16 protein-coding genes are annotated in these 17,173 nt (G+C 39.3%); all 16 read right to left on the bottom strand.

What is annotated here, in order from left to right; genetic code table 11:
• Positions 1 to 3: 3 nt before the first annotated feature.
• Positions 4 to 1,542: a hypothetical protein gene (locus tag CLW00_RS09950; RefSeq protein WP_146131402.1), complete on the bottom strand. Its 1,539-nt coding sequence runs from the start codon at positions 1,540 to 1,542 to the stop codon at positions 4 to 6.
• Between the two features lie 319 nt (positions 1,543 to 1,861).
• Positions 1,862 to 3,079, bottom strand: a complete 1,218-nt coding sequence (locus tag CLW00_RS09940; RefSeq protein ID WP_106133533.1) for an ATP-grasp domain-containing protein — start codon at positions 3,077 to 3,079, stop codon at positions 1,862 to 1,864.
• A 3-nt stretch (positions 3,080 to 3,082) separates the two neighbouring features.
• The gene (locus CLW00_RS09935) at positions 3,083 to 4,507 is read right to left on the bottom strand and encodes a leucyl aminopeptidase family protein (RefSeq protein ID WP_106133532.1); all 1,425 of its coding nucleotides are present in this window, start codon (positions 4,505 to 4,507) and stop codon (positions 3,083 to 3,085) included.
• A gap of 31 nt (positions 4,508 to 4,538) precedes the next feature.
• Entirely contained in the window at positions 4,539 to 5,687 is a 1,149-nt protein-coding gene (locus tag CLW00_RS09930; protein WP_106133531.1) for an alpha/beta hydrolase, read from the bottom strand.
• Positions 5,688 to 5,773: 86 nt separating this feature from the next.
• A complete protein-coding gene (locus CLW00_RS09925) occupies positions 5,774 to 6,259 on the bottom strand; it encodes a hypothetical protein (protein ID WP_106133530.1) in 486 nt (161 codons plus the stop codon).
• Positions 6,256 to 6,972, bottom strand: coding sequence for a 16S rRNA (uracil(1498)-N(3))-methyltransferase (locus CLW00_RS09920; protein WP_106133529.1), 717 nt, complete (start codon positions 6,970 to 6,972; stop codon positions 6,256 to 6,258). Before CLW00_RS09920 ends, CLW00_RS09925 begins: the two co-directional genes overlap by 4 nt.
• A gap of 160 nt (positions 6,973 to 7,132) precedes the next feature.
• Entirely contained in the window at positions 7,133 to 8,905 is a 1,773-nt protein-coding gene (locus tag CLW00_RS09915; protein WP_106133677.1) for a DEAD/DEAH box helicase, read from the bottom strand.
• A gap of 201 nt (positions 8,906 to 9,106) precedes the next feature.
• Positions 9,107 to 9,367 carry an acyl-CoA-binding protein gene (locus tag CLW00_RS09910; protein WP_106133528.1) on the bottom strand — a complete coding sequence of 87 codons (261 nt, stop codon included), beginning with the start codon at positions 9,365 to 9,367 and terminating at the stop codon, positions 9,107 to 9,109.
• Between the two features lie 182 nt (positions 9,368 to 9,549).
• Positions 9,550 to 10,839: a citrate synthase gene (locus CLW00_RS09905; protein ID WP_106133527.1), complete on the bottom strand. Its 1,290-nt coding sequence runs from the start codon at positions 10,837 to 10,839 to the stop codon at positions 9,550 to 9,552.
• Between the two features lie 305 nt (positions 10,840 to 11,144).
• Positions 11,145 to 11,564, bottom strand: a complete 420-nt coding sequence (locus CLW00_RS09900) for a BrxA/BrxB family bacilliredoxin (RefSeq protein ID WP_106133526.1) — start codon at positions 11,562 to 11,564, stop codon at positions 11,145 to 11,147.
• Positions 11,565 to 11,587: 23 nt separating this feature from the next.
• Positions 11,588 to 11,929, bottom strand: coding sequence for a DUF59 domain-containing protein (locus tag CLW00_RS09895; RefSeq protein WP_106133525.1), 342 nt, complete (start codon positions 11,927 to 11,929; stop codon positions 11,588 to 11,590).
• A 4-nt stretch (positions 11,930 to 11,933) separates the two neighbouring features.
• Complete coding sequence (locus CLW00_RS09890) at positions 11,934 to 12,365, bottom strand: SufE family protein (RefSeq protein ID WP_106133524.1); 432 nt, start codon at positions 12,363 to 12,365, stop codon at positions 11,934 to 11,936.
• Positions 12,362 to 13,585, bottom strand: coding sequence for a cysteine desulfurase (locus tag CLW00_RS09885; RefSeq protein ID WP_106133523.1), 1,224 nt, complete (start codon positions 13,583 to 13,585; stop codon positions 12,362 to 12,364). The genes CLW00_RS09890 and CLW00_RS09885 overlap by 4 nt, the downstream gene beginning before the upstream one ends.
• Before the next feature lie 2 nt (positions 13,586 to 13,587).
• Complete coding sequence (sufD, locus tag CLW00_RS09880) at positions 13,588 to 14,862, bottom strand: Fe-S cluster assembly protein SufD (RefSeq protein WP_106133522.1); 1,275 nt, start codon at positions 14,860 to 14,862, stop codon at positions 13,588 to 13,590.
• A 33-nt stretch (positions 14,863 to 14,895) separates the two neighbouring features.
• Positions 14,896 to 15,657 carry a Fe-S cluster assembly ATPase SufC gene (gene sufC, locus CLW00_RS09875; protein WP_106133521.1) on the bottom strand — a complete coding sequence of 254 codons (762 nt, stop codon included), beginning with the start codon at positions 15,655 to 15,657 and terminating at the stop codon, positions 14,896 to 14,898.
• A gap of 37 nt (positions 15,658 to 15,694) precedes the next feature.
• Positions 15,695 to 17,140, bottom strand: a complete 1,446-nt coding sequence (gene sufB / locus CLW00_RS09870; protein WP_106133520.1) for a Fe-S cluster assembly protein SufB — start codon at positions 17,138 to 17,140, stop codon at positions 15,695 to 15,697.
• Between the last annotated feature and the right edge of the window lie 33 nt (positions 17,141 to 17,173).

Here is a 17,173-nt window from a genome sequence, read left to right as displayed (position 1 = left end):
AGACTATTGGTTACATTTTTTGCCTTTTGCATTACTGTTTCCACTTGATTCGTTTTCAATTATCTTTAGATAATCAGCTACTTTAGTTCCTGCAAGTGTTTGGAATGCTTGATTAGGTTTTTTCGTATCATAATCTAGCAATCCACCAAAAGCCATCGCATAATAATATTCAAAGTCCAACGCACCTTTCGTTTCTCCAAAATTTTTGTCCCAATTCCAAAGAGAGATTGCCATTCCTAAAACATATTGCCCCATTAGTTCATGATGTGTATTTGGTAAATTGTTGAGATTATTTTGTTTTGCAAAATTATTTAACCCCACTGCAAATTCGACATTTGTTTTTGATTGATGTAATAAATACGCATGAACATTTTCATGGATTATTGTTCTTACTATGGATAATTCAGTTGCTTGATTCAAATAACTGTCATTTATTTCTACAGTAATTATTCCACTATTTAATGTTGTTCTCGCATTGATCATTTGTCTATTTATATTCATAACACTCCCATTTTTGATCAAATAAGGATATTTGGTAGTTTGTTGAAACAAATTGATAATTGCAGGATTGAGATTTCCAATCTGCGCTGGGACAGTAAAATTAAAGTTATTGTTTTTTGTGGATTGAATAAACAATCGACTGGCACATGGATTATTTAAAGCATTTAAAACCGATGGCATTCTAATAACTGGCGGAGTATAAGTACTCCCACTTACCGTCCCAGAGCTGCCAGAGCCACCACCACCGCTCCAGCTTTCTGAAGGCCATTCATAAGTAGATCCACCTCCCACAGTGTAAGATGAGCCGATGCTATCTCCTCCGCCTCCAGAAGGGCAATACCATATAGAGCTTTCTACATGATAGGTAGTAGTGCTTCCTGTTGAAGTGGAAACAGTGGTTGCAATTACTGTTTGTCTAAGAACACAAGTGGTAAGGGTTATTTCCTCTGAATTCGGTAGTTTTCTTGCATTTTGGTCATCCATATACCAGTGGGGGTGCGCTGTACTTACAATTACACCATCCTCTATTACAAATCCGATGAAATACCTTTCGTCATATGTCCAGAGATCTACTTTTCCAGACCATCCAGCTCCGATTTGGTTATAGGATATGTCGTCAAAATCCGATATTGAATACTCATCAGCTGGATAATATCTAGCGATAACTGGGTCATACCTGCCGTTTTCCCTGTTTTCAACAAACATGATATTTTGTATCACTGTTTCCTGAGGGTTGGCTTGAGGCATGTTTTCTTTGAATTCGCTAGAGAGAACCATCTCTTTATTTGCCAAATTAATTTCATAGACAATTCGCCCATCTGGCCATTCGTATATATGGAATTTGTCCCAATCGGGTTCTTTTTCGAAAAATGGAAGTATTAGCTCTTGTCCCCCTAGGCTGAAATTCTCCCTTGAGTCATCTATTCTTAATTGTTCTTTGTTGGTTTCAAACCAGTCTTTGACAATTGCTAATTTGGGGTGTTGCTGAGGGATTTCAAACTTCTCCGTGGGTTCTTCAATGCAAGATATGAACAGAATCAAAACCAAACCTAGAGAGAGGAGTGAGGTTAAAGAGGAGTTAAAACAAAAGATTAGTTTGTGGGGGGGTAAAAAGATTTTTCATAGTAAAATACTAAAGTTTAAAGAAGGAAAATACAAAGATCAGTCGGAGGACTATTCCTCACTTATGAAAAGTAAAAAATCAAAAAAACACCGACAATTTTTTGTTAAAATATTTGGAATATGAGTAGATATGCGTAGGAATTAATGGTTTTTAGCCTCGGTTAGTGTCTCCACTAACCGAAACTGAAACCACTTATTGTTGCAAAACCTAGTGTTTAAGTTTTAAATGAGGTTCTTTTTAATGAAACTTTTTGATTTTTTCCTGGGCTGCACTTGTAGAAAAACCACTCGACAACCTTTCTGCATAATCGTCCAAAAGCTCGCGTACTTTTTCGTGCTTCTTGGATTTGACAATCAATCCCGCATGGTAATCGAGTGGCACTTTGAAACAGACTTCAGGGTCATTGAATGAGGAGAGGTCTGGATGTTGGTATTTAGAAAGGGTAAGCACGATGCCTGCATAGCCTTTTTGGACTTTGGGGAGTTTGTATTTAATATCTTTTACTTTTGCATCTTCAATATTGGCCCATTCTGTCCACATGTTGATGCCGGAAGCTGCCTCTACCATTTCTGCAAGGTGTGCTCCACCTACCCGAGAGGAGGTTTCGAGAAAATATATTTTCCCGTCTTTTTTTCCTTTTATAAATTCAGTATGGGCTGCACCGCTCTTCATTCCAAATGCTTTCAATACCTCTTTGTTGGCCTCTTTGATAGCTTTGTCATCATCTGAACCATAAGTGATATTGGCACTGCGAAATATTCCACCCCCAAGCGATATTTCCATAGGGGTAGCCAAGTATTGAGAGACGATACAGGCTATCGGCTTTCCGTCAATGTTCAAACTGTCAGCATGATACACATCTCCGGGTTCGAATTTTTCCACCAAATACCTGACGCGGTTATCACCGAGTTCGTGGATATTTTGCCAAAGTTCATCTTTGGTATGCACCTTTATGATGCCATTTGCAGAAGCTTCTGACCTAGGTTTGAGTACCCAAGGAGCGGGGACGGTATCGGCAAAATGATTGATTTCTTCATCGTTGAACAGGGCAGAAAAGTCAGGCACAAGCACGCCTGCATATTTTGCACGCATACGCATGGCTAGTTTGTCCCGAAAAAACCTACCTGTAGTCTGACCCATGCCTGGTATGCGCAGGTTCTCTCTGAGGTAAGTTGCTTTTTCGACGTCATAGTCATCAAGTGCGATGATGGCGTCAATTTTATTGGCTTTCATGATACCTGCAACTCCGAAAAGTAACTTTTCCAGGTCCCAGTCCAAGTCTTGACCAGGCATATAAAATATCTCATCTATATGGTCATGGGGCCAAGCACTATCTTTGAGTTTTTCAGTAGTGATTAAAAAAACTTTATTCCCCGCTTTTTTGAGCGCAATCAGGAATGCGGCTCCTTTGAAAAAGTTGGAAATGCATAAAAAGGTTTTTGATTTATGATTCATGGTTTAATGATTTTCCAGTAATTTAACCAATAAATGAACACCAAAAGCAGTTCCATGTTTGGTTTTTGCAAATTCAGAATCACCAAATGCAGTCCCTGCAATATCTACATGCGCCCATGAGGGATGTTTCTCTGTAAAAAACTCCAAAAATTTAGCGGCAGTAATTGCTCCTGCGAAAGGTTTGCCATGGAAGTTTTTGATGTCAGCAATTTCGCTATCCATTTCGGATTTGTAACATTCCCACAAGGGAAGTTGCCAGACTCTTTCTCCTATCTTTTGACCTTCATTTTGTAGATTTTTGGAGAGTTCTTGGTCATTGGTAAACAAAGCAGCGCACTCATACCCGAATGTGCCAACTGTGCTTCCCGTCAAAGTCGCAAAGTCAATGATGGTATCTGGTTTGAAATTTTTGACCAAGTAGCTCAGGCCATCTGCAAGTATGAGTCTGCCCTCTGCGTCTGTGTCTATGATTTCTATGGTCTTTCCACTGTAACTTCCAATTACATCTGAAGGGAGAAATGAATGGCTGTCAACAGCATTTTCTACGCATGGCACAATGGCTGTGACTTGTACAGCTAACTTCAGGTCTGCGATAAGCTGCATAGCTCCTAAGACCGCCGCTGCACCACCCATATCACATTTCATGTGTACCATGCCCTGCGTTTTGATGTTGAGACCACCTGTATCAAAGGTCACTCCTTTACCCACCAATCCAATATGTTTGTTGGCTTTTTTAGGCTTGTAGGTCATGATGATAAACTGTGGCTCTCTTATGGATCCTTGGCTTACCGCTAAAAAAGCTTCTAATTTTTCTTTTTGAGCCTTTTTTCGGTCTAGCACTTTTACCGAAAATCCATATTGTTTACCACTGTTTTTGGCCCAATCGGCCAAGTATTCTGGAGTGGCAGTATTTGGAGGCAAATCGACCAGTTTGAATGTTTCAAGCTGGGCGATAGCTATTTTTTGAGCCTTTTCAACATCTTTGCTTACTTGGTTGAGTTTGCTATGTATGTAAAGTTTTAGGTCAGAAAAGTCCTTTTTATCATCTGTTTTGAAATGAGCCAACCGGTATGTGCCTAAGACAAAACCTGAAACTGCGGCTTCTACAAAGGCACTGTCCATTTCTTCATTGAAAAAAATATGGGCTTCGGAGTCAATAAGGCTTTCCTGCTTGGCCGTAATCCTCCTGAAAGCCGTCTTGATCGTTTTGTATTCAGGGTCTTTCCCCAATCCCAATAAAAGAAAGATAGTTTTCTTTTCTGCTGATTCAAATAAAAATGTACTGTCCTTTTTGCCTGAAAAAACCTTCGTTGAGATGTCTCTGGCCTCTACTTCTGCAGGCAGTTTGATGGAATCATCAGTTTCCTTAAAGGGTATGATGACCAACCCGGTTAGTTTTTTTTTCGTAGGATTGACTAAGACTTTCATTGTTTTTTATGTTTTATCGGTAAAAATTGAGTTAAATATCACCCTCTTTGTCTGAAAAAAAGAGCCATTCTATTGCTTTGGGAAATTCATCTGACCAATAGGTTTCGCTGTGTTTTCCTTCCTCATTGATACTGAGTTTTACTTTCATTTTCTCTCTGATACGCTCTCTTTTGAGGAGCCTTTTTTTAAACTTCTTGGTGTGTTTTACCATGGTTTCACTTTCATCACCCCCAGCGTAGAGGTAGATTTTGGTTTCCATCGGTTCGAAAAAATCCAAAAAGGAGAATTTTATTTTGGGAATCACCCATAGGGAAGGGGAGAAGATCATCAATTTTCCATATACCTCGGGGTATATCAATCCTGAGAAAATACTGACCAGGCCTCCCATAGAGCTTCCACCTATGCCGGTAAATTCCCGCTCTGGTTTGGTTCGGAAATTTTTGTCCACAAAAGGTTTCAAAGTGTCAGTGACAAACCTGATATACTTTTTGCCTTGACCTTGTCCCAAGAGTGTTTTTCCAAAGTTATACTCCAAGACCCTTTCTTTTTCTCCGTGTTCAATGGCTATGATGATGATTTTCCCGATACCGTAGTCTGACATTACAGCCAGTTTTTTGTCTATCTGCCAATTACCATAGGGAGCATTTTCATTGAAGAGGTTTTGGGCATCTTGAAGATAAAGAACAGGGTATTGCTCATCTGAGGTTTCGTAATCATGTGGCAAAAGCGCCCAGATTTTTCGGGTCTTGTTCAGTTGAGGGATTTCAAATTCTTCTGAAATCAGATGCACTTTTGGCAATTGGCTGGGTCTATAGGGTAGCCAGTTTTTTCTCCACTTTGGTACATGCTCTTCCTGAATGCCTGATTTAAGATCAGAAAACCTGTTTAGTGTTTTGTTTCCGTACCTGTCTATTTCTACTTCGGACCAATCACCTTTGGTGAATTTGTATACCAATTGTTCAGGGAAGTCAAAATCTTTAGGGAAACTAAAGCGGTAGATCCCTTCTTCTTCTTTCAACAGTTGAAACCGCCTGTCCTGCGTTACCCAGTCGTTGAAATTTCCAGCTAAATATACGGGTCTGTCATCGTCCTCATCTGTCGTGAGTAGGATGCTTAAATTGTCTGTTGACTCTTTTTCTGATTTATCTTCTTCCACTACTGTCTTTTCTTCACTTTCCATCCGGGAGATTCAATTGTTTTACAAAAATATGAGCTATAAAAATAAATGCTTCACTTTTCCAAATGAAGCACTCAAAGTTATTTTTTTCAGAATCTGACTGGAGAAGTTCGGTTCTCTGGCGTTTGAATCATAATGAAAGACTCGCCTTCTTTTGCATGACAAGCATTACAAGCCGAAGTAAACATTTGAAAACCCTTTATGAATTCTTCCTTATTTTCTTTTTTGATGATTTCTTCCATCATAGGCAGGGTCTCTTCCATAAAAGTTTTTGAAGATTCAGCTCTTACGGGCCTTCTTTTTAGCCCATCTTCCATTGCTTCTATGATGTGCTCTACCTGATGGTCAGCATATCCCCAGTTTTCATCCATGCCAGCCCAGTACAATTCGGAGTACCTGTAAGATACTTCTACCATAGTCCTACTGAATCCACCCAACTGATGGGCTACTTCATCGAGTTTTTCTTCAGTGTTGCCTTCCAGCCAACCTTCTGGGCCTACAGCTGTTGTGTTTTCCTGTGGTTGACATGAGTAAATCAAAATTGAGGATAAAAGAATGACTCCTAGTTTTTTCATAAGTTTTGTAAGTTATTAACCAATTGAATAGTGTGTACAGCTGCCACTCCTGCGGTCTCGGATCGTAGTCTGCTTTTCCCAAGTGAGCATGGGTGGAATAGGTGATCAAATGCCAATTGAAGCTCCTGCTGCGAAAAGTCTCCTTCAGGGCCTATCAAAATCAGGTAAGCCCTGTCTTTTTCTATTTTCTCGAAGAGGTGTTGATCATTTTCTTTATCTACATAAGCGATAAAACGCTGGTAATCGTCAAACTTCTTATCCTGAACCAAATCCACCATTGGAGTGACAGGGTTCAATTTTGGAACTCTAGTTTTGAGACTTTGTTTACATGCTGCAATGATCTTTTTCTCCAGCCTGTCCAACTTGAGTTTGCTGCGTTCAGAATATTCAGATTCCATAAAAGTTATCTCATGTACTCCTATTTCTGTAAGTTTTTCCACCATCCACTCCATTCGTTCAGAATTTTTGGTCGGGCTGATGGCAAGGTGGATATAGAAATCATCATCCGGTGTGTAGAGTCTCTGGTCGATCTGAATGCTTGCCTTCCTTGGATTAGGGTCAATGATAGTACATTCAAAAAGACAGCCTTTGCCATCAGTGAAATTTACACGGTCTCCTTGTTGTTTTCGTAAGACCTTAATCAGATGTTTAGATTCTTCCATATCCAAGTGGAATGTGGAATCTTGTATGTTTTGGTGAAAGAAAAGCTGCATAGTATTTTCGTTTCCTTAAAAATAGCACATATCAAAGTTAACAAAAATGATTTAAGTCATAAGACTCTCAGTTTTTTGAAAGGTGGTGAAGCTAAAAAAAGCGTAATCCCTGAGGGACTACGCTTTTCAAAAACCACTAACCTTTATAATCTAATGAATTTTAGGCTTTGGAGATCTCCATATTGACAGATTTTCCTTTGATTGTATTGTTCTTCATGACGCTGATTACGTGATCTGCATCTTTTTGAGGAACATCTACGAAGGAGAAGTTGTCGAAAATGTCGATTCCGCCGATGTTTTTTCCAGGTACTCCAGTTTCTCCGGCAATAGCACCTACGATATCGTTAGGACGAATTCTATCTTTTTTTCCAAGGTTAAGAAAAAGTCTAGCCATTCCAGGCTCTCTTACTCCTTTTTCACGAGTGGATCTTTTTCTATCGCCTCTTTCTCCTCTATCACTACTTCTTTCACCTCTCTCGCTTCTTTCACCTCTACCACTTCTTTCAGAACGGCCACCTCTATCTCGGTCTCTTCCGCCTCTTTCAAAACGGCTGCCTCTATCTCTTTCTCTTCCACCTCTGTCTCTATCTCTGCTGAGATCTAGATCGAAGTTTTGATCCTGCATTTCGGAAACTGCATCTGCCAATTGCATTTTGGTAAGTCCCAGTACTACTTGTTCCATAGTAAGTCCTTCCGCAAGCATTTGACCGATTGTTTCTTCATAGAAACTATTGTCCTCTTCTTTGCTTAAGAATCTATTTACGTCTTTTACCAACTGTTGCTTTTTGAGGTCAATCAAATCAGCTACTGAAGGAGGAGACATTTTGTTGATGCTGGTTTTGATGAACTTCTCTATATCTCTCACCCTGAACATATCTTTTCTGCCAGTGATAAAGTTGATAGCGGTTCCTGATTTCCCAGCTCTACCTGTTCTTCCGATTCTATGTACGTAATTTTCTTCGTCTAATGGAAGGTCAAAATTAAATACTGCCTCTACATTATCCACATCAATACCTCTAGCGGCAACATCTGTTGCTACCAATACAGATACATGTCCTTTACGGAACTTGTTCATTACTTTGGTACGCTGAGCTTGTGACAGGTCACCGTGAAGTGCCTCAGCACTGATGCCTCTGGCTACTAATTCTTCAGTTACCTCATCAGTTACCCTTTTGGTATTACAGAAAACAACGCTTAATGTGTATTGATTGATGTTCATCAACCTACTCATCAATTCCATTTTCAAAGAAGGTTTTACTTCGTAATACTCCTGAGTGATGTTTTCGACAGTAAGTTCTTTTCTTAGTACCCTTACAATTTCAGGATTATCCTGGAATTTTTTGGTCAGGTCTAATATTGGTTTTGGCATTGTCGCTGAGAAGAAAACAGTTTGTCTTTCTTCTGGACAATCGCTAAGGATGTTTTCAATATCCTCTCTGAAACCCATGTCAAGCATTTCGTCTGCCTCATCTAATACGATGATACGAACAAGGTCCAATTTGAGTGTGCCCCTGTCCATGTGATCCATGATCCTTCCAGGAGTTCCCACTACGATTTGCACACCTTTTTTCAAGCTTCTGATCTGACGATCTATCGCTTCACCACCATAAATACAAGTGGAGGATATGCCTCTTTTAAATTTTGACAATTTTACAATTTCACCTTCTACCTGTACAGCCAATTCTCTAGTAGGACAAAGAATCAAGGCTTGTGGCTTGTTGATGTCTGGGTCTACGTTGTCGATGATTGGAATACCAAAGGCAGCTGTCTTACCGGTTCCAGTCTGTGCCTGTCCGATGACATCCTTGCCTTCCAGCATAAAAGGAATAGATTGTGATTGAATAGTTGAAGGTTGGGTATAGCCCATTTCCTCCACTGCCCTTAAGATTTCGCTTGAAATCCCAAGGTCTGAGAATGTTAATTCTTTTTCCATGAAATGTTTCCTTACTTCTTCAAACCATGATTTCCTAGAAGTATCCCAATTCAAGCGACAGTAAGGAAACCCACGGTGTGAAAAATGTTCTTAATTAATTCGGGTACAAAAGTAAGATAAATAATTTTGAATACCAATATAAATCACAAAGTATTTAGAATATTTTGTAGAAAATAACCCGATACAAAGAAAATTATTTTGTCAGATGTATTTTTCTGAAAGCTTATTTACCAAATCAATGTATTCAGATTCAGCTTCTTCTTTGGTTTTTCCTTTTAAGGATAGCCAGGCATTGTATTTGGCTGCAGCGACGAAATCAAATCCAGTAGGTCTTTCTTCTTCGTTGTCGCCGACAGTCGCTTGTTTGTAGTGGCTGTAAATTTTCAATAGCTCATCATTGCTAGGCTTGGATGTGAATTTTTTTGTAAGGGCTACAGCTTCTTCTAAGGTATTTGCTTTCATAGGTAAACTCGTTTTAAATTTTGAGTTTCCAAATATAAAGAAAGTATATTTATGGGATGACTTGTGGATCGAAAATTTCAGGATTGGACTCCTGATTATTTGAGTGGAGGAAAATAAATTGATAGCACAAAAAAAGCCCCTGAGATTCTCAGAGGCTTGTAGTTTTGTGGCATAATTGAGGATTAACCTCTTTTATTCATAGAAACGTAGTCTCTTTCGGTCTCTCCAGTATATACCTGACGAGGTCTACCGATTGGCTCTCCGTTTTCTCTCATTTCTTTCCACTGTGCTATCCAACCTGGAAGTCTACCCATTGCGAATAGAACGGTAAACATATCAGTTGGAATACCTAAAGCTCTGTAGATAATACCTGAGTAGAAATCTACGTTTGGATATAATTTTCTATCAACGAAGTATTGGTCATTTAAGGCTGCATGTTCCAATTCTTTGGCAATTTCCAATACTGGGTCATTTACACCTAATTTAGCCAATACGTCATCCGCTGCCTTTTTGATGATTTTAGCTCTTGGATCAAAGTTTTTGTAAACCCTGTGTCCAAATCCCATCAATCTGAAAGGATCATCTTTGTCTTTGGCTTTATTAAGGAATTTCTTAGTATCACCACCATCGGCTTTTATAGCTTCTAGCATCTCAATCACAGCTTGGTTTGCACCTCCATGAAGTGGTCCCCATAGGGCATTGATACCAGCAGAGATGGAAGCATAGATACTTGCTTGAGAAGAACCTACTACCCTTACTGTAGAAGTAGAGCAATTTTGTTCATGATCAGCATGCAAAATCAGCAATTGATCCAAAGCCTTGGCCACTACTGGGTCAGCGTCATATCTTTCGGCTGGTAGGGCAAACATCATTTTTAAGAAGTTTGAGCAATAGTCTAAACTATTGTCAGGGTAGTTTACGGGGTGCCCTACTTCATTTTTGTATGCCCAGGCTGCAAATGTTGGCATTTTTGCCAATAACCTGATGATGCTCAAATTAACCGCGTCTTCGTTGCGGGTAGGATCAAGTGACTCAGGATAGAATGCAGTAAGAGAGCAGATCAAAGATGACAATACGCCCATAGGGTGCGAATTGGATGGGAAGCCGTCAAGAATTTTCTTGATGTCTTCATGTACCAACGTGTGAGTAGTGATATCTCTTGTGAACTTCTGGTATTCAGCCTGTGTAGGAAGATGTCCATAGATCAATAAAAAAGCAACTTCAAGGAAAGTGGACTTTTCTGCAAGATCTTCAATCCTGTATCCTCGATATCTTAAAATTCCCGTTTCTCCATCTAAAAAAGTAATAGAGCTTGTTGTGGATCCTGTGTTTTTAAAGCCTGGATCAATCGTGATCAGACCTGATTGTCCTCTCAGTTTTCCAATGTCAATTGCTTTTTCATTCTCAGTACCTTCAACAATCGGAAGTTCATATTCCTTTCCTCCGTATGATAACTTAGCTATTTCGGCCATAAGTATATATTATTTATTTTTCAGTTTATTGTTTCAAAATAGTAACTCCATTCAAAGCGCTTAAGTTAATAAAATCAGGTGTTTTTTAAACCATTTATTATTTCAATAACTTAAATAACGGTATAAGTGTATATGTAAAGATAATAGAACAAATGTCCTTGTCTATCAGTCGTTTCACTTTTTGCAGTTTATTACTGCAAATTATTTATGATGACAAAAAAAGATTATCAAAATAATATTCGGAACTAATGTTACGAAGCTACTATATTTTTTTAGCAATAAAAAAGCCCCGAAGGGCATTTTTTTTATTTACAGAAGTGATCGAAAACCTCAACTAAATGGTCGCCGATCATTTGGGCATTTCTGCCTTCTATATGATGTCTCTCTATAAAATGGACTAACTCCCCATCTTTGAACAGCGCCATTGCTGGTGAAGATGGAGGATAGGGCAGGTGATGTTTCCTTACTGTATCAACAGCATCTTTGTCATTACCTGCAAAAACTGTCGCCAATACTGTTGGTTTGGCATCACTTTTTTCCAATGCATACCTAACTCCTGGCCTGGCTGCACCTGCAGCACAACCACACACTGAGTTGATCACTATCAAGGAAGTTCCTTTGTGGTCCTTAAGATGATTCTCCACTTCTTCAGATGTTCTGAATTCCTGGAAACCGGCATTCGTCAATTCTGCACGCATGGGTGCTATCAATTCTTCTGGGTACATATCTGTCTTGATTTATTTTATTTTTAAAGAAAACCTAATTCTAATTTTGCGGCCTCTGACATCATATCTTGAGAATATGGTGGATCAAAGGTGAGTTCTAGTTCCACGTGATTGATTCCTTGAATCTGCTGGATTTTGTCTTTTACCTCGGAAGGTATGAATTCAGCTGATGGACAATTAGGAGAAGTAAGTGTCATCAGAATAAAAACATTATTGACTGGATAGACGCTTATTTCATATATTAATCCAAGTTCATATACGTCAACCGGAATCTCTGGATCATAGACTTGCTTTATGGCATTGACTACTTTTTCTTTCAACTCCTGTTGAGGGATTTCTTTTAATTGCTCAGTGTTTTCCGACATGGTATCAGGCGTTTTGCTTGGCTTGATAAGCCAATGCGTATAGTTTCATTTGTTTGATCATCGCAGCAAGACCATTTGATCTCTGAGATCCAATGATATTGCCCATTCCTATTTTATCTATAAATTGAAGCTGTGCGTCAATTATTTCTTTAGGGCTTCTTTCTGAAAGCACTCTGATCAAAAGACTGATCAGCCCCTTGGTAATATCTGTATTGGAATCTGCCAAGAAATGAATTTTATCATCCTCCATTTTTGCAGTCAACCACACTTTTGATTGACATCCTTTGATGATATTGACATCTACTCTTTCTTTTTCAGGAAAGGAAGGCAGGTTATTTCCCAATTCCATGATGTAAAAGATTGTGGACTCTTTATCGTCTCCCAAAATCTCAAACTCTTCGATTATTTCCTTTTGTACATCCTGGATACTGCTCATTTATTTTTAATTTTTGCAATTCTGGCGATAGATGCCACCATTTGATCTATTTCTGATTTGGTATTATAAACAGAAAACGAAGCACGGACGGTTCCCTCCAGACCAAGTCTCTTCATCAAGGGCTGCGTACAATGATGGCCTGTCCGCACAGCAATGCCATTGGCATCTAGCATCATCCCTACATCAAATGGATGCATTCCATTAATATTGAAGGATATGACGCTGACTTTTTCTTTTGCGGTGCCTACTGGGATAAATCCTTTAATGTCTTTTAAGGCATCGCTGGCATATTCCAACAAATCATCCTCATGCTTTTTGATTTCTTTTTTACCCAAGTCGTCAATGAACTTGATTGCTTTGGAAAAAGCAATCACATCAGCAATATTGGGTGTTCCTGCCTCAAATTTAAAGGGAATTTCATTATAGGTTGTTTTCTCAAAACTCACCTCTTTGATCATTTCTCCTCCCCCTTGATATGGAGGCATACTTTCCAAAATCTCTCTTTTCCCGTACAAAATACCTAGTCCTGTTGGACCGTATAGTTTATGCGCTGAAAAGGCTAAGAAATCACAGTCTAACTCCTGTACATCTACTTCCAAATGGTTGGTAGATTGTGCCCCGTCTAAGAGTACTTTAGCCCCGAATTTATGGGCGAGTTCAATTACACGTTTGACAGGATTGATGGTGCCAAGAGCGTTTGATACATGCACCAAGCTGACCAATTTGGTTTTTGCTGAAAGAAGTTTTTCAAACTCTTCCAAATCAATTTCTCCCGCATCATTGATAGGGATAATTTTCAGGATGGCACCCTTTTCCTCACAAAGCATCTGCCACGGCACTATGTTGGAGTGATGTTCTAGGGTAGAAATGATGATTTCATCACCTTTACCTATAAACTTTCTTCCGAAAGTAGATGCTACCAAGTTGATACTTTCAGTTGTGCCCTTGGTGAAGATGATTTCTTCCTCTTCTTTGGCATTTATGAATTTCTGAATAGCCGATCTCGTGTTTTCATAGTAGCGCGTTGCCCTGTCAGCCAGCGTGTGCGCGCCTCTATGGATATTCGAGTTATCCATTTCATAGTATTGCTGCAGCGCCTCCAATACCTGTTTAGGCTTTTGGGTAGTGGCTGCATTGTCGAAGTACACCAATGGTTTGCCATTCACCTCTTGGTGAAGGACTGGGAATTGATTTCGGATTTCTTCGATATTGATTGGCATAATTAGATATTGCTTCCCAGACGTTCTTTCACCAAGTTGGTGATGTGATTTTTAAATGGCTCGTCTGAAATATGTTCCAAAATTTCTCCTGCAAAGGCAAATAATAATAATCCCTTTGCTTGGTCTTTTGCTATGCCTCTTGCTTGGAGGTAAAATAAGGCTTCTTCGTCCAACTGACCTGTAGTGCATCCGTGAGAACACTTCACATCGTCAGCCCAGATTTCCAATTGTGGTTTGGTATTGATCGTTGCATCTTCTGAGAGGAGGATGTTATTGTTCTGTTGAAAAGCGTTGGTCTTTTGAGCATCCTGCCTTACAAAGATTTTTCCATTGAACACGCCTCTAGAACTGTCTGCCAATATTCCTTTATACAACTCATTGGAATCGGAATTCGGCTTGGTATGGTCTACGTTGGTATGGTTGTCCACATGCGTCTTTCCATTGAGTAGGTACAGACCGTACATGTTGCCTTCTACACCTGAATCCAACAAGTTGAGGCTCAGGTTATTTCTTACCATGTCTCCATTAAGAGAGATAACAGTATGTGAAAAAACCGCATCTCTGTAAATATTCGTTTCAAAATTGCTTACAGAGACCGCTTGTCTGCTTTCATTCTGAAGCTTGGCATAATGCGATTTGGAATTTTGAGCTGCTTTCACTTCTACTACTTGATTGAAGAAATAAGGAGTTTCGTCCAGGGAAATACTGTTTTCCAAGAAGGATGCTTCTGCATTTTCTTCTATTTCTATCAAAACGCGAGTAGGTATTACCTGTCCCTCATTGGTCTGATTGAAGAATAAAAGGTGGATTGGCTTTTCTACTTTCTGGTTTTTCTTTACTTGAATATGAATGCCATCTTCAAATCCAGAAGTGTTGATTGCGGTGAAAACATCCTTTTCATTTTTGGCAATTGTGCCAAATAAGTCTGATGCTGAGGATGAAAGAAGTGTAGCCTCGTATCCCTGTTTGGATAATTTGGATAGTTCCAAATCTACTCTTCCGTTGTTGAATACTAAGAAATCACCTTCATAGCCTTCTGGGAGGGCATCCTGAATATGAGCAGTAGTCAAGGATATATTTTTTGCAGTAGAGAAGTCAGTAATTGACTTTTCCAATTTCCTTTGAATAGCTGTAAATTTATATTCTTCTTCTTTGATCTCGGGAAGTCCTTTTTCCAAAGCCAATGTTTTGGCTTTTTCGCGAATAGCGGGGAAAGAAGTAGTATTTGAAGATTTTAGAAGTGTTTCTAATATATCTGTTATGATAGCTGTTGCCATTACAATTTGAGTTTGATTAAAAGAGGATGGAAATTAAACAGATGCTGCGTCAGCTTCTTCTTTGATCCAGTCGTATCCTTTTTCTTCAAGTTCCAATGCCAAATCCTTTGTTCCTGATTTTACAATCCTTCCGTTGTACAATACATGCACAAAATCAGGCACAATGTAATCCAACAACCTTTGGTAATGGGTTACTACAATAGTGGCAGTTTCCGATGTTTTGAGTTTGTTGACTCCATTTGATACGATTTTCAATGCATCAATATCCAGACCTGAATCAGTTTCATCCAAAATAGAAAGCGTAGGCTCTAACATCGCCATTTGGAAAATCTCGTTTCTTTTCTTCTCTCCACCTGAGAATCCTTCGTTCAAAGATCTGCTCAACAATTTTTGATCAATTTCTACCAGTTTCATTTTTTCTTTCATCACAGAAAGAAATTTTACGGCATCAAGAGGATCTTGGCCTCTGTATTCTCTTACTTGGTTGACAGCAGTCCTAAGAAAATTAGTGGTGCTGACACCTGGGATTTCAACAGGATACTGAAAAGCCAAAAAGACGCCTTCTCTTGCCCTGTCTTCAGGAGCCAGGTCAAGCAAGTCTTTTCCTTTGAAATTTACTTCACCTTCAGTGACTTCATACTCTTCCCTACCTGCCAATACGGAAGCCAAGGTTGATTTTCCGGAGCCATTTGGTCCCATGATGGCATGTATCTCACCGGCTTTTATTTCCAGATTGATTCCTTTCAAAATAGGTGTGCCTTCTATAGATGCGTGTAGATTTTTTATGGTAAGCATATCGTAAATTCTATTGATTCTTATTGTGAATGTTTAATTATCCAACCGAGCCTTCAAGGGTAAGTGCCAGTAGTTTCTGTGCCTCTACAGCAAATTCCATTGGTAGTTGGTTCAATACCTCCTTGGCATAACCGTTGACGATCAATGCGACTGCATCCTCAGAACTGATACCTCTTTGGTTACAGTAGAAGAGTTGGTCTTCTCCGATTTTGGAAGTGGTAGCCTCATGCTCTACCATTGCCGAAGAGTTTTGGATATCGATATATGGGAAAGTATGTGCACCACATTTACTACCCATTAATAAAGAGTCACACTGCGAAAAATTCCGAGCGTTGGTAGCTCTTTTCATCACTTGGACCTGACCTCTGTAGGAATTTTGAGAATGACCCGCTGAAATACCTTTGGATACAATCCTTGATTTGGTGTTTTTACCGATGTGGATCATTTTAGTTCCAGTATCAGCTTGTTGGTAATTATTGGTTACAGCAACTGAATAAAATTCACCTACTGAATTGTCTCCTTTCAATATACAAGAAGGATATTTCCAAGTAACAGCCGAACCGGTTTCTACTTGAGTCCATGAAATCTTGGAGTTGTCACCAGCACATATACCTCTTTTGGTGACAAAGTTGTAAATACCACCTTTACCGTTTTTGTCACCAGGGAACCAGTTTTGAACGGTGGAGTATTTTACTTCTGCATTTTTAGCGGCATAGATTTCTACCACAGCTGCATGAAGTTGGTTTTCGTCTCTTTGAGGTGCTGTACAGCCTTCAAGATAGGATACATAGGAATCATCTTCAGCTACTATCAGGGTTCTTTCGAATTGACCTGTATTTGCTGCATTGATTCTAAAATATGTAGACAGCTCCATAGGGCACCTTACACCTGAGGGAATGTAGCAAAATGATCCATCCGAAAAAACGGCTGAATTCAAGGCTGCATAGTAGTTGTCAGTCATTGGTACTACTGATCCCAAATATTTTTTGATCAATTCAGGGTGTTCTTGTACCGCTTCACTGAAGGAGCAGAAAACTATTCCAAGTTTGGATAGCGTCTCTTTAAAAGTAGTCCCAACAGACACTGAGTCCAAGACTGCATCTACAGCAATCCCCTGTAACCTCTTCTGTTCATTGAGAGAAATTCCCAATCTTTCGTAAATCTGAAGTAACTCAGGATCTATCTCGTCGAGGTTTTTAGGTTTTTTACTCTGCTTTGGCGCGGAATAATACCTCAAAGCTTGAAGATCAATTTTTGGATAAGTGACATTTGCCCATTCAGGCTCTTTCATGTCAAGCCATGCCTTGAAAGCTTTCAATCTCCAATCCAGCAGCCATTGAGGCTCTTCCTTTTTGGCAGAAATCCACCTTATAATATCTTCATTGAGTCCAATAGGAGCTTCGTCAGCTTCATAATTCACTGACCATCCGTGTTCGTACTCCTTTGATGTAAATTCTTCTAAAATCTGATTGTCTTTGCTCATGAGGTGAGTTATTTAGACTAATTATAGTTTGTG

This window comes from Mongoliibacter ruber, assembly GCF_003003005.1.
Lineage (GTDB): Bacteria > Bacteroidota > Bacteroidia > Cytophagales > Cyclobacteriaceae > Mongoliibacter > Mongoliibacter ruber.
The sequence above is the reverse complement of the archived record's forward strand: the minus strand, read 5'-3'. Positions and strand labels throughout refer to the sequence as shown.

Bases quoted from the DNA above. Each gene is read 5' to 3' on its own strand.
- sufB (WP_106133520.1), bottom strand. From the start codon at position 17,140: ATGAGCAAAGACAATCAGATTTTAGAAGAATTTACATCAAAGGAGTAC.
- CLW00_RS09895 (WP_106133525.1), bottom strand. From the start codon at position 11,929: ATGTCGGAAAACACTGAGCAATTAAAAGAAATCCCTCAACAGGAGTTG.
- CLW00_RS09920 (WP_106133529.1), bottom strand. From the start codon at position 6,972: ATGCAGCTTTTCTTTCACCAAAACATACAAGATTCCACATTCCACTTG.
- CLW00_RS09930 (WP_106133531.1), bottom strand. From the start codon at position 5,687: ATGGAAAGTGAAGAAAAGACAGTAGTGGAAGAAGATAAATCAGAAAAA.
- CLW00_RS09905 (WP_106133527.1), bottom strand. From the start codon at position 10,839: ATGGCCGAAATAGCTAAGTTATCATACGGAGGAAAGGAATATGAACTT.
- CLW00_RS09890 (WP_106133524.1), bottom strand. From the start codon at position 12,365: ATGAGCAGTATCCAGGATGTACAAAAGGAAATAATCGAAGAGTTTGAG.
- CLW00_RS09925 (WP_106133530.1), bottom strand. From the start codon at position 6,259: ATGAAAAAACTAGGAGTCATTCTTTTATCCTCAATTTTGATTTACTCA.
- CLW00_RS09910 (WP_106133528.1), bottom strand. From the start codon at position 9,367: ATGAAAGCAAATACCTTAGAAGAAGCTGTAGCCCTTACAAAAAAATTC.
- CLW00_RS09900 (WP_106133526.1), bottom strand. From the start codon at position 11,564: ATGTACCCAGAAGAATTGATAGCACCCATGCGTGCAGAATTGACGAAT.
- CLW00_RS09915 (WP_106133677.1), bottom strand. From the start codon at position 8,905: ATGGAAAAAGAATTAACATTCTCAGACCTTGGGATTTCAAGCGAAATC.
- sufD (WP_106133522.1), bottom strand. From the start codon at position 14,862: ATGGCAACAGCTATCATAACAGATATATTAGAAACACTTCTAAAATCT.
- CLW00_RS09935 (WP_106133532.1), bottom strand. From the start codon at position 4,507: ATGAAAGTCTTAGTCAATCCTACGAAAAAAAAACTAACCGGGTTGGTC.
- CLW00_RS09940 (WP_106133533.1), bottom strand. From the start codon at position 3,079: ATGAATCATAAATCAAAAACCTTTTTATGCATTTCCAACTTTTTCAAA.
- CLW00_RS09885 (WP_106133523.1), bottom strand. From the start codon at position 13,585: ATGCCAATCAATATCGAAGAAATCCGAAATCAATTCCCAGTCCTTCAC.
- sufC (WP_106133521.1), bottom strand. From the start codon at position 15,657: ATGCTTACCATAAAAAATCTACACGCATCTATAGAAGGCACACCTATT.